The 13,043-nt window shown below is 41.6% G+C and carries 9 protein-coding genes; 8 read left to right on the plus strand and 1 reads right to left on the minus strand.

Features of this window, described 5'->3' with window-relative positions; genetic code table 11:
- Positions 1-148: 148 nt before the first annotated feature.
- The 3 genes from ftsW to MHB83_RS12070 all read left to right on the plus strand — a co-directional run bounded on the left by ftsW (position 149) and on the right by MHB83_RS12070 (position 6,420).
- Complete coding sequence (ftsW, locus tag MHB83_RS12060) at positions 149-1,360, plus strand: putative lipid II flippase FtsW (RefSeq protein ID WP_137054677.1); 1,212 nt, start codon at positions 149-151, stop codon at positions 1,358-1,360.
- An 80-nt stretch (positions 1,361-1,440) separates the two neighbouring features.
- Entirely contained in the window at positions 1,441-4,887 is a 3,447-nt protein-coding gene (gene pyc, locus MHB83_RS12065) for a pyruvate carboxylase (protein WP_342496358.1), read from the plus strand.
- Positions 4,888-4,986: 99 nt separating this feature from the next.
- Entirely contained in the window at positions 4,987-6,420 is a 1,434-nt protein-coding gene (locus MHB83_RS12070; protein ID WP_342496359.1) for a deoxyribodipyrimidine photo-lyase, read from the plus strand.
- Positions 6,421-6,460: 40 nt separating this feature from the next.
- On the opposite strand, the gene MHB83_RS12075 is transcribed toward MHB83_RS12070, so the two are convergent.
- The gene (locus MHB83_RS12075; protein WP_003210766.1) at positions 6,461-7,384 is read right to left on the minus strand and encodes a heme A synthase; all 924 of its coding nucleotides are present in this window, start codon (positions 7,382-7,384) and stop codon (positions 6,461-6,463) included.
- Positions 7,385-7,777: 393 nt separating this feature from the next.
- Here MHB83_RS12075 and cyoE point away from each other — a divergent pair, with 393 nt between their 5' ends.
- The 5 genes from cyoE to ctaF all read left to right on the plus strand — a co-directional run bounded on the left by cyoE (position 7,778) and on the right by ctaF (position 13,031).
- Positions 7,778-8,695, plus strand: a complete 918-nt coding sequence (gene cyoE, locus MHB83_RS12080; RefSeq protein ID WP_003211774.1) for a heme o synthase — start codon at positions 7,778-7,780, stop codon at positions 8,693-8,695.
- Positions 8,696-8,973: 278 nt separating this feature from the next.
- Positions 8,974-10,041, plus strand: coding sequence for a cytochrome c oxidase subunit II (gene coxB / locus MHB83_RS12085; protein WP_003212202.1), 1,068 nt, complete (start codon positions 8,974-8,976; stop codon positions 10,039-10,041).
- Positions 10,042-10,207: 166 nt separating this feature from the next.
- Positions 10,208-12,079, plus strand: coding sequence for a cytochrome c oxidase subunit I (ctaD, locus tag MHB83_RS12090; RefSeq protein ID WP_050945109.1), 1,872 nt, complete (start codon positions 10,208-10,210; stop codon positions 12,077-12,079).
- Positions 12,076-12,699: a cytochrome c oxidase subunit III gene (gene ctaE, locus MHB83_RS12095; RefSeq protein WP_088001578.1), complete on the plus strand. Its 624-nt coding sequence runs from the start codon at positions 12,076-12,078 to the stop codon at positions 12,697-12,699. Before ctaD ends, ctaE begins: the two co-directional genes overlap by 4 nt.
- A gap of 2 nt (positions 12,700-12,701) precedes the next feature.
- Complete coding sequence (ctaF, locus tag MHB83_RS12100; protein ID WP_003211520.1) at positions 12,702-13,031, plus strand: cytochrome c oxidase subunit IVB; 330 nt, start codon at positions 12,702-12,704, stop codon at positions 13,029-13,031.
- Positions 13,032-13,043: the final 12 nt, after the last annotated feature.

The following is a 13,043-nucleotide window of genomic DNA, read 5'->3' on the forward strand; positions in this document are numbered from 1 at the left end:
ATTGTTTCATGTCAAACGGACTTGATTCATTCATGAATGACGAACAATATAAAAGAGGTAAAACGAGATCAAACGGAGAAAATGTAGTAGAATAAAAACAGCTAAGAGGATATCAAGCAGTAGAAACAGACGTTAGGAAGAGGATTATATGTTAAAGAGAATGCTAAAATCGTATGACTACTCATTATTGTTCGCCATTATTTTAATTAGCGCATTCGGTTTGGTCATGGTGTATAGCTCAAGTATGATTACATCTGTGATTAGATACGATGCCGCGCCAGATAATTTTTTTAAGAAACAGCTTTTATTTATGATCGTTGGAGCCGTCATCTTGCTCTTTACAGCATTAGTTCCATATCAGCTGTTTTCAAATAAGAAATTTCAAATCGGTATGCTGCTGCTATCCGTTTTTTCCCTCATCTATGTGTACTTTGGCGGTCATATTGCAGGGAACGCAAGAAGCTGGATTAAAGTAGGCCCATTCAGTCTTCAGCCAGCGGAATTTGTGAAGATTGTCGTTATTATTTATCTTGCTGCTGTGTATGCAAAAAAGCAGCATTATATTGATCATATTTTACGAGGAGTCACACCTCCAATCGTGATTGTTTCGATCTTATGCGGATTTATCATTTTGCAGCCAGACTATGGGACAGCCTTTATCATTGGCATGATTGCTCTTGCGATGATTTTATGCTCAGGGTTTAGCGGGAAAACACTTGCGAAGCTGCTGGCGTTATTTAGTGCCGTGATGGTCATCGTAACCCCATTTATTATTCTGTTCTGGGATAAAATATTCACGCAAAATCGCCTCGGGCGTTTTGAGAGTTTCCAAGATCCCTTTAAAGATGCAGGGGATACTGGACATCAATTGATTAATTCCTATTACGCCATTGGATCAGGCGGCTTTTTTGGACTGGGTCTAGGAGAAAGCGTTCAAAAGTACGGGTATCTTCCAGAGCCGCACACAGATTTTATCATGGCAATCATTTCAGAAGAGCTTGGCTTTTTCGGCGTATTTTTTGTACTCGCTCTCCTTGGCTTCATCGTCGTGAAAGGTTTTTATATTGCAAGAAAGTGTGAAGATCCATTTGGAAGTTTGCTTGCAATAGGAATTTCCTCCATGATTGCGATCCAAACATGCATTAATTTAGGCGGTGTTTCAGGTCTGATTCCGATTACTGGGGTCACTCTTCCGTTTATTAGCTACGGGGGATCGTCCATCATTTTACTGAGCGGTTGTATGGGAATATTGCTGAATATCAGCATGTTTACTGAATATAAAGAGCGTTACAAAAAGAAAAAATCAATGATCAAGCCATCAGTTCAAAAAAATGGATTGCAGAAAACTTTGAATCTTTAGAAAACAAAAGTGTACAGTTTTCATTTCTTCCTTTATTATAGAGTACATATAAAATTTTAAGGGATATGGAGGAGTGAGAAATGTCACAGAGAACAATTCAAAAGGTTCTAGTTGCAAACAGAGGGGAAATTGCTATCAGAGTCTTCAGGGCCTGTACGGAGCTCAATTTACGTACAGTAGCCATTTATTCCAAAGAAGACTCGGGCTCTTATCATCGCTATAAAGCAGATGAAGCATATCTAGTTGGAGAAGGGAAAAAGCCGATTGATGCCTACCTTGATATCGAGGGGATCATCGAAATTGCAAAACGAAATGACGTGGATGCGATTCATCCAGGATACGGATTTTTATCTGAAAACATTCATTTTGCAAGACGATGCGAAGAGGAAGGCATTCAATTTATCGGCCCAACTTCTCAACATTTAGATATGTTTGGAGATAAAGTAAAGGCAAGAGAAGAAGCGAAAAAAGCTGGAATTCCAGTCATTCCAGGAAGTGACGGACCAGTTAATTCGGCCGAAGAAGTCGAAAAATTCGGTGAAGAATACGGTTACCCATTTATTATTAAAGCTTCACTAGGCGGCGGCGGCCGGGGTATGCGGATTGTCAGAACGAAAGAGGAGCTGAAGGAAGCCTATGACCGTGCGAAGTCAGAGGCAAAAGCGGCTTTTGGAAATGACGAAGTATACGTTGAAAAACTGATTGAAAATCCGAAACACATTGAGGTGCAGGTGATTGGTGACAATCACGGCAATATCATTCATTTATATGAGCGTGACTGCTCTGTTCAAAGGCGGCATCAAAAAGTTATTGAAGTGGCGCCAAGTGTGTCTCTTACAGATCAACTACGTGAAGATATTTGCGAAGCGGCTGTTCAGCTGGCTCGGAATGTATCATATATCAATGCAGGAACTGTAGAATTCCTTGTTGCAAATGGAGAGTTTTACTTTATTGAAGTCAATCCAAGGGTACAGGTAGAACACACGATCACTGAAATGATCACTGGTGTCGATATCGTCCAAACCCAAATTCTTGTCGCAAAGGGCTATGACCTTCACAGCAAGGAAGTCGGTATACCAAAGCAAGAAGATATTTTCACACATGGTTTTGCCATTCAATCAAGGGTTACAACAGAAGATCCTTTAAATGATTTTATGCCAGACACAGGGAAAATTATGGCCTACCGTTCAGGCGGGGGATTTGGTGTACGACTTGATACAGGGAACAGCTTTCAAGGTGCAGTCATTACACCTTATTACGATTCACTATTGGTCAAGCTGTCCACATGGGCGCTCACATTTGACCAAGCGGCTGCTAAAATGGTTCGAAACTTACAGGAATTCAGGATTCGCGGAATTAAAACAAACATTCCGTTTCTTGAAAACGTGGCAAAGCATGAGAAGTTTCTAAAAGGGGAATACGATACGTCGTTTATCGATTCAACGCCAGAGCTATTTAATTTCCCTAAGCAAAAAGACCGTGGAACGAAGATGCTGACTTATATTGGTAACGTGACCATTAATGGATTCCCTGGTATTGCGGAGAAAAAGAAGCCTCATTTTGACAAGCCTGTTGTACCGAAGCTTCCGCTCAAGCAAGAGATGCCATCTGGGACTAAACAATTGTTAGATGCGCATGGACCTGAGGGCCTTGCCAATTGGGTGAAAGAACAAAAGAGCGTCCTTTTAACAGATACAACCTTTAGGGACGCGCATCAGTCTCTGCTTGCGACCCGCTTCAGAACTCATGATTTAAAGAAAGTAGCCCAGCCAACAGCAGGTTTATGGCCAGAGCTGTTTAGTATGGAAATGTGGGGCGGTGCTACATTTGATGTTGCGTACCGTTTCTTAAAAGAAGATCCTTGGCAGCGATTAAAAGAGCTTCGCCAAGAAGTGCCAAACACGTTGTTCCAAATGCTTTTAAGATCATCAAACGCTGTCGGATATACAAACTATGCGGATAATGTGATTAAAGCATTTGTAAAGGAATCTGCCGAGGCAGGCATTGACGTGTTCCGTATTTTCGATAGCTTAAACTGGGTCAAAGGCATGACACTTGCCATTGATTCTGTTCGTGAATCAGGCAAAGTGGCAGAGGCAGCCATTTGTTATACGGGGGACATTCTCGATCCATCTCGTCCGAAATATGATCTTAAGTACTATGTATCTCTTGCGAAAGAGCTTGAATCTGCCGGTGCACATATTTTAGGTATTAAAGATATGGCGGGATTATTAAAGCCGCAGGCAGCTTATGAGTTAGTCTCTGCTTTAAAAGATGAACTCACAATCCCTATCCATCTTCATACACATGACACGAGTGGAAATGGACTGTTCACCTATGCAAGGGCAATTGATGCAGGTGTTGATATTGTCGATGTGGCCGTCAGCTCTATGGCAGGACTCACATCGCAGCCAAGCGCAAGCTCACTGTACTATGCTTTAGATGGGCATGAAAGAAAGCCAGACATGAACGTCCAATCGGTCGAACACCTTTCTCAATATTGGGATTCTGTTAGAAAATACTACCGTGAATTCGAAAGCGGCATGAATTCACCTCATACAGAAATTTATGAGCATGAAATGCCTGGCGGACAGTATAGTAACTTGCAGCAACAGGCGAAAGGTGTCGGACTTGGCGACCGCTGGAACGAAGTAAAAGAAATGTACAGACGTGTGAATGACATGTTTGGTGATATTGTGAAGGTGACACCTTCCTCTAAAGTAGTCGGAGACATGGCACTTTATATGGTGCAAAATGATTTAACAGAGGAAGATGTCTATGAAAAAGGAGCAACTTTAGACTTCCCTGATTCTGTTGTGGAGCTATTTAAAGGCTATTTAGGCCAGCCGCATGGCGGGTTCCCTGAAAAATTGCAAAAGCTGATTTTAAAAGGAGAAGAACCGCTCACTGTCAGACCTGGTGAAAAGCTGAAGCCAGTTGACTTTGAAGCTATTCAGCAGCAGTTCAAAGAATCTCATGACCTGACGCTGACAGAGCAAGATGCGATTGCGTATGCCTTATATCCGAAAGTCTTTTCTGAATTTGTCCAAACAGCAGAAAGCTACGGAGACATCTCTGTTCTTGACACACCAACTTTCTTCTACGGGATGAGGCTTGGTGAAGAGATCGAGGTAGAAATCGAAAAAGGAAAAACCCTCATTGTTAAACTCGTGTCAATTGGAGAACCGAATCCAGATGCCACAAGAGTTCTTTACTTTGAGCTAAATGGACAGCCGCGTGAAGTCGTGATTAAGGATGAAAGCATCAAATCATCCGTTCAAGAAAAAATGAAGGCGGACCGTTCAAATCCAAATCACATTGCCGCATCAATGCCAGGCACTGTCATCAAAGTGCTCGTGGAAAAAGGACAGAAAATCTCGCAAGGTGAGCATTTGATGATCAATGAAGCCATGAAAATGGAGACGACTGTACAAGCCCCATTCACTGCGGTCGTAGATGAAATACATGTGACAAATGGAGAACCGATTCAAACCGGAGATCTGCTGATTGTTTTAAAGCCTGAATAATAAGTGAGACACATCCATCGTGATGTGTCTTTTTTTGAGCGCATTAAAATGTGCAGCAGCCTGCGAGAGTGATTACACTATAGAGTGAGGTGAAGAAAGTTGGAAATTGTCGTGATTTGGTTTCGCCGAGATATGCGATTGGATGATCATATCGCCTTGTCAAAAGCGATCACTTATGCAAAAAAACACGAGTACAAATTATTGGCTCTTTATCATCTAGATCCATTCTTTACTGAAATGGAAATGGATATAAATAACGAACATTTGTTTCAAAACTTGGCGCATTTCGTCAAGGAAGCGAGAGAATCTCAAGTGTATGTTCACCTTCTCCATGATGATGTCCTGCGCGCCTTTCAGCAGGTCATGGAAGTGTATGACATCAAAGCCGTCTTTTTTAATGAAGATGAGGTGGGTATCGGTCAAAGGCGTGACAAGCAAGTAACCGATTTTTTAGAAAAGAAGGGCATTCATGTGTCAACATGGCAAGATACACACCTTCACGGGGCGCGAGATATTTTAAAAGCAGATGGGTCACATTATCAAGTGTTTACCCCATACTATCAATCATGGCGTAAGCAAGAAAAGCAGCCTGTGATAAAAGTTGACAAATCATTTTTTAGCAGCGAGCATACGATTTGTGATGAGCCACTTTCGCAAAAAGGAAATGATAAACTGCGAGAATTGATAAAGGGCTGCTCAAGGAAGTTTGATCAAATCGGCTCAGACAAAGCGATGAACACGCTTCATCAATTTATCCAAAAAAGATTAACGCGTTACCATGAGAAACGAGATATTCCGTCTGTTTTTGGAACGAGCAAGCTGTCGCGGTTCTTAAAAACAGGCACTATTTCGATTCGAACAATCTTTCATGCGATATATGAAGAAGCACTCTATGAAGACGAGGGCAGAGAGACTTTTATCAAAGAGCTGGCATGGCGTGATTTTTATCATATGATTTATGCGCATTATCCTGAGATGAAAGAAAAAGAAATCAATTCGGCGTTTCAAGGAATGAAATGGAATGAAGATGAGACGCTGTTTGAAGCTTGGTGTAAAGGAGAAACAGGCTTTCCGCTCGTTGATGCAGGGATGAGACAGTTAAATGAGGAGGGCTGGATGCATAACCGTTTGCGAATGATTACAGCTTCATTTTTAACAAAGGATTATTTGATTGATTGGAGAAAAGGCGAAGCGTATTTTGCAAAAAAACTTGTGGATTATGATGAGGCGTCAAATATCGGAGGATTTCAGTGGGCAGCCTCCGTCGGAACAGATGCGGTGCCGTACTTCCGTATTTTCAACCCGACGACTCAGTCAAAGCGATTTGACCCGAGCGGGGAATTGATTAGAAAATATGTAACAGAGCTAGAGCGTGTCGATGAAAAATGGATTCATGAACCAAGTAAAATGCCGATTGATGAGCAATTGAAATCGGGCTGTGTGCTAGGTGATACATATCCGCTGCCGGCAGTTGACCACCAGGAAAGACGCAAAAAAGCCATTTCGCTATTTGAAGAAGCAAAACAACAATAAAACAAATCCCCCATTCCATATGGAAGGGGGATACAAATTCTTATTTGAATGGTTCTTTGCTTTCATATTTAAACCGTGCAATGAGTAGACAGAAGTAACAGAGTACTCCAAACAAACAGGAAATAAAGAATGAATGAGCCAGCGCATAACCTAGTGCGAGCTGAGAATACACAGACATCACACCTGAAATCGCTTGAAGTGTAATGAGAATGGCTGAAATGATCCATCCATAATACAGCTGCTTCTGTTCTTTATAATGTTTCATGGCATGGAACATCGCAACAAATATCCAGACGAATAAAAGAAGTGCTGCTGCTCGGTGAGACATTTGCACCCACTGATTAAAGTATGCTGGAAGTGCACCGTCTTTTGAACAAAACGGGAAAACAGAGCAAGCAAGGCTTGACTTTGTATGCCTCACATAAGCACCCGTGTACACCACGATATACGTATAGGTGATCAAACCATAAATATGAAACTGCATTTTTTTGCCGATATGAAGCGGCTTCACAAGCTTTGTTTCAGATCGGGTTGCCTCAAATACAAGAAGCGCAAGCAATAACACTGAAGCAAAAGAAATGAGTGAAATACCGAAGTGCAGTGCCATGACAAGTGCGTTGGAACCAAACACGACGGCAAGAGCCCCTAACAGCGCTTGTAGCAGTAAGAATATAATCGACATGATGACCAAAAATTTGGTTTCACGGAATACTGGACTAATCTTTTTCCAGCATAAGACCGCCAGTGCCAAGACAAGAATGGTTGAAACCCCTGTTGACATGCGGTGACTCCATTCGATGATGGAAGCAGGGTTCATTTCAGGGAAGAAACGACCGTGACAAAGGGGCCACTGCCTGCCGCAGCCAAGACCCGAGCCGGTTTTCGTCACAAGCGCACCGCCAATCAAAACGATCAGCATCACAAACGTTGTGATCACGCTCAATAACCTTAAAGCAAATTTCATCAAATTATTTCACCTTCTCTAAAAAACTTCTGATCTAATTGAAAAACCTCACATGCTCTCAAGTTTAAGCCAAATGCGTGTTCTGTTGCAATTCATAATGACCAAAGTTCACAAAAAAATGATATGTTAGTTCACAAAGTTTACAGATTTAGAGTGCTTGATCTTTCTTTCACAGTCTGATAGAAATAGAGGAGAGAATATTTCATTTTGCACCGCCTTCTGAAACACAGATAAATCCTAATAAATTCACTAAAAGTTCACAAATAACTTCGAGATTGTCGTTTATTATTTAATAGGATGTTTTTTTACAGCTGTTTATCTTGTATGATAGAGTTGTAACGAATTTACGTTTCATTGTTTGTTTGAAGGTTTGGGCAAGGGAGGTTATACACATTGGCAAATTCCAAAACAGCCGCGGAAGCAGCTATTCATGGACAAATAGAAGAAACAACAGCTTGGAAAGATTTTCTTGCTCTGATTAAAATGGGCATCGTCAATTCCAACTTCATTACAACATTTACTGGAATGTGGCTTGCTTTTTATTTTACAGGGATGAGTTTCCTTGGGAATCTTGATATTGTGCTGTTAACAATGATTGGTTCTTCTCTTATTATTGCCGGTTCATGCGCCATTAATAATGCGTTTGACCGTGATATTGATATATTAATGGAAAGAACAAAAACAAGACCGACGGTTACAGGTAAGATTCAGCCGGGGCAAGCGTATGCATTTGGTATTTTGCTTGTTGTACTTGGACTCATCATGCTTCTGATGACAACTATCACATCAGCAGTGATTGGATTTATCGGAGTCTTTACTTATGCGGTTCTTTACACCATGTGGTCTAAACGCCATTACACCATTAATACCGTTATTGGAAGTGTATCTGGTGCGGTGCCGCCATTAATCGGCTGGACAGCTGTCACAGGTACAATCGACACAACGGCTTGGGTTTTGTTTATGATTATGTTCATTTGGCAAATCCCGCACTTCCTGTCACTTGCGATTAAGAAAACGGAAGATTACCGTAAGGCAGGTATTCCAATGCTACCAGTCGTTTATGGCTTTGAAGTCACGAAACGCCAAATCATCATTTGGACAGCATGTCTTCTCCCGCTTCCATTTTTCTTAGGTGGATTAGGATGGCCGATTGTCGCACTTGGCACATTGCTGAATATTGGATGGCTCGTCATTGGCCTTATGGGCTTTAAAATGAAAGACGTCATGAAGTGGTCAACGCTCATGTTCGTTTATTCATTAAACTACTTAACCATCTTTTTCGTCGCGATGATTATTATTACACTATTCTAGAGTAAAATACACTTTGATCACATCAAAACAAGGCTATATCTTATAACACAACATTTTCTAACAACTATGAAAGCCGCCTGATATTCAGTTCTATTTAGGCGGCTTTCTGTTTATACATAGATGGTATTTTGAGTAAAAACATCATTTTTTTATGAAAACAGGAAATGTAAGTGCTTTTATAAGAGGCGGGGGTTATGGATGGGTGAAAAGTGATTTTATAAATAAGAGGTAAAAAGCGAAAGGCAAAGGAGATCAAGCAAAAGGGGTTGGGACAAATTATGATAAGAAAATGGCGTGTTTATTCACTGTTTCTCTTATTGACGCTCGTTTTGGCGGGCTGTGGTGAACCATACTTATCAACACTCAAACCAGTTGGGGAAGTAGCAGATAAACAATTTTTCCTAACGGTACTGAGTACACTCATTATGGTTCTTGTCGTCATTGTTGTATCGATCATTTTCTTTTACGTCATCATTAAATTCAAACGTTCTAAAGTTGGAGAAGATACGATTCCAAAGCAGGTGGAAGGGAACCGTAACCTAGAAATTACGTGGACAGCGATTCCGATTCTTCTCCTCATTATTCTCGTTGTGCCTGTTGTGGCATACACGCTTGAGCTTGGGGATACAAGCGCTATGGATAAGAAAAAACGAGATCCTGAAAAGACACTTGTTGTCAATGTAAGAGCCAGTTTATATTGGTGGGAATTCGAATACCCTGATTATGGGATTGTCACGAGTCAGGAATTGATTGTACCGACAGATCAAAAGGTCTACTTCAAGCTGAAAGCATCTGATGTGAAACACTCTTTCTGGGTTCCATCGGCTGGCGGTAAAATTGATACAAACACAGACAATGAAAACAAGTTTTATTTAACCTTTGATTCAAAACGAACGAAAGATGCAGGAGAATATTTCTACGGGAAATGTGCGGAGCTTTGCGGTCCCTCGCATGCTTTAATGGACTTTAAAGTTAAAACGCTTTCTCAAGATGAGTTTTTAGGATGGACGAAAAAAATGGCTGATTACAAGAAGCCTACATCCACAAAAGATCTTGCCCTTGAAGGTGAAAAATTATTTAAAGAGAAAAACTGCTTGAGCTGTCACGCAGTAGAGCCTGGGGACGAACGGCCGGAAGCGGCAAGGACAGCACCAAACCTTGCAACCTTCGGAGAGCGAACGAAAGTAGCTGGAATTAAAGACATGAACAAAGAAAACGTGAAAGCATGGCTGAAAGATCCAGAGAGCTTTAAACCAGGAAATAAAATGACAGGGACGTACCCTAAATTAAATGACTCAGAAGCAGATGCACTTTATGAGTATTTAAAAGGACTTAAAATCGAGTAATTTCTAATAGGAATGTGTAAGAGGGTATGTAATCGATGTGAAGTTTTTGTTAAGAGCTCCCGAATATGTCTCTACAACCAAGAAGTAGCCATCTGTCAGACACAGTCTGTGTAAAGTTAAAACATCTATATGAAAAGGGGCAAATGGGAGATAAGAGGGGGATTTCATGGTGAGTACTATAGCTAAAAAGCGGGGGTTTGGCGCTGTCTTATGGGATTACTTGACGACGGTTGACCACAAAAAAATTGCCATACTATATTTAGTGGCAGGGGGATTTTTCTTTTTAATTGGCGGCCTGGAAGCGATGATAATCCGTATTCAGCTAGCCATCCCTGAAAATGATTTTGTAAGTGCAGGGTTTTACAATGAAGTCATGACGATGCATGGAACAACGATGATTTTCCTTGCAGCAATGCCGCTTTTATTTGCATTAATGAATGCGGTTGTACCTATTCAAATTGGTGCACGTGACGTAGCGTTTCCATTTGTGAATTCACTTGGTTTTTGGCTGTTCTTTTTCGGAGGAATTTTCTTAAATCTTGGATGGTTTATGGGCGGGGCACCTGATGCAGGCTGGACTGCATACGCTTCGCTCACGCTGAATTCAGAAGGACACGGCATGGATTTCTATATTTTAGGGTTGCAGATAGCGGGTATTGGTACGCTAATTGCCGGAATCAACTTTCTTGCAACGATTATTAATATGAGAACGCCTGGTATGACGTATATGAGAATGCCGCTCTTTACTTGGACGACATTTGTCGCCTCAGCACTGATTTTATTCGCATTCCCGCCGCTTACAGCAGGGCTTGCGATGCTGATGCTTGATAGAATGTTTGATACGAGCTTTTTTAATCCAGAGCTCGGTGGAAATACTATCATCTGGGAGCATTTGTTCTGGATTTTCGGACACCCAGAAGTTTATATCTTAATCCTGCCAGCATTCGGAATATTTTCTGAAATCATTCCAGTGTTTGCAAGAAAAAGGCTGTTTGGGTATTCGTCGATGGTGTTTGCGACTGTATTGATTGGTTTCCTTGGATTCATGGTGTGGGCGCATCACATGTTCACAACAGGACTTGGTCCGATTGCCAATGCCATCTTTGCTGTAGCCACAATGGCGATTGCGGTGCCGACAGGAATTAAAGTATTTAACTGGCTGCTCACCATATGGGGCGGTAATGTGAAGTTTACAACGCCAATGCTGTATTCCGTTGCCTTTATACCGTCGTTTTTACTTGGCGGGGTAACCGGAGTCATGCTTGCAGCAGCTGCAGCAGATTATCAGTTCCATGATACGTACTTTGTTGTGGCGCATTTCCACTACGTCATTATCGGCGGGGTCGTATTCGGTATTTTAGCTGGTGTGCATTACTGGTGGCCGAAGATGTTTGGAAAAATACTGAATGAGAAGCTTGGGAAAATTGGCTTTGTGCTGTTTTTCGTCGGTTTCCATTTAACCTTCTTTATCCAGCATTTTCTCGGTCTTTGGGGCATGCCGCGCCGAGTCTTTACATTCTTGCCGGGTCAGGGGCTAGACCTTGGGAACTTGGTCAGTACGATTGGGGCACTGTTCATGTTTGTAGCTGTTGTCATCATGCTGATTAATATCATCTGGACGACAGCAAAAGGGGAGCGTGTATCGGGCGATCCTTGGGGAGATGGAAGAACGCTTGAATGGGCAGTGTCTTCACCTCCGCCAGAATATAACTTTAAACAGCTTCCGCTTGTCAGAGGACTAGATCCATTATGGATTGAAAAAATGGATGGTAAAAAAGGAATGACAGCATCTGAACCGCTCGATGATATTCACATGCCGAATAATTCCATCTTACCTGTCATTATCTCATTCGGTCTATTTGTGTCAGCGTTTGGCTTCATGTATCGTCAAGAGCATAGCTGGGGGCTTCCAGTGATTCTCATTGGTCTTGGCATTACATTTGCGACCATGCTGGTTCGCTCTCTTAAAGACGATCATGGGTACCATATTCACAAAGAAGATTTGACCGATGACGATGATAAAGGGGTGAAAGCATAATGGAACCACAAAAAATGACAGCAGAAACTTTTCCGGCTTCTCCTGAGAAAGCCACGTTAGAAGGAAAGAATAAGTTCGTCGGGTTCTGGTTGTTTCTTGGGGGAGAAACCGTTCTGTTTGCATCGCTCTTTGCCACGTATTTGGCGCTGAAAAACTCTAATGCAGGCGGAGCAAAAACAACTGATATGTTTGATCTCACGCTTGTCTTTATTGCCACGATGCTACTACTAACGAGCAGTTTAACGAGTGTGTATGCAATGTATCATATGAAAAACTTTGCCTTTAAAAAGATGCAGCTTTGGCTTGGTGTGACTGTGCTATTAGGTGCTTCATTTTTAGGGGTTGAGATTTATGAGTTCTATCATTATGTGCATGCGTATGATTTTACCATTACCAGCTCAGCTCTTGGTTCCTCCTTCTATACACTTGTAGGAACTCACGGGGCTCACGTCGCCTTTGGACTTTGCTGGATTACCGCTCTTATGATTCGAAATATGAGACGCGGACTCGATTTATACAATGCGCCGAAATATTATGTGGCAAGTCTGTATTGGCACTTCATTGATGTTGTGTGGGTCTTCATCTTTACCGTTGTATATTTAATGGGAATGGTGGGATAAGAATGGGAAATAAAAACACAAATCAGTCTAAAGTCGATCTTGTATACCGTAAAAAGAAAAATGCCGAAGAAATGAAGCATCAGCTCATTTCTTTCGGCTTGATGATTGGATTAACCTTTGTTGCCTTTTTAACAATCGCTTCTGAAGACGTAGGAAACTGGTTCGCAGTACCATTTATTTTACTGCTTGCCGTTATTCAGGTGGCTTTTCAGCTTTATTATTTTATGCACATGAACCAAAAAGGGCATGAAACACCCGCATTGTTTCTTTACTCAGGTGTGTTTGTCGCGTTTATTACCGTATTAGCCTTTTTGACCATTATTTGGTGGTAAGCCCGCTTTGCC

The sequence above is a fragment of the Bacillus sp. FSL K6-3149 genome, from assembly GCF_038630515.1.
Lineage (GTDB): Bacteria > Bacillota > Bacilli > Bacillales > Bacillaceae > Bacillus > Bacillus pumilus.

Excerpts from the sequence above, each read along its gene's own strand:
- ftsW (WP_137054677.1), top strand. The coding sequence starts at position 149 with ATGTTAAAGAGAATGCTAAAATCGTATGACTACTCATTATTGTTCGCC.
- pyc (WP_342496358.1), top strand. The coding sequence starts at position 1,441 with ATGTCACAGAGAACAATTCAAAAGGTTCTAGTTGCAAACAGAGGGGAA.
- MHB83_RS12075 (WP_003210766.1), bottom strand. The coding sequence starts at position 7,384 with ATGAAATTTGCTTTAAGGTTATTGAGCGTGATCACAACGTTTGTGATG.
- coxB (WP_003212202.1), top strand. The coding sequence starts at position 8,974 with ATGATAAGAAAATGGCGTGTTTATTCACTGTTTCTCTTATTGACGCTC.
- ctaD (WP_050945109.1), top strand. The coding sequence starts at position 10,208 with ATGGTGAGTACTATAGCTAAAAAGCGGGGGTTTGGCGCTGTCTTATGG.
- ctaF (WP_003211520.1), top strand. The coding sequence starts at position 12,702 with ATGGGAAATAAAAACACAAATCAGTCTAAAGTCGATCTTGTATACCGT.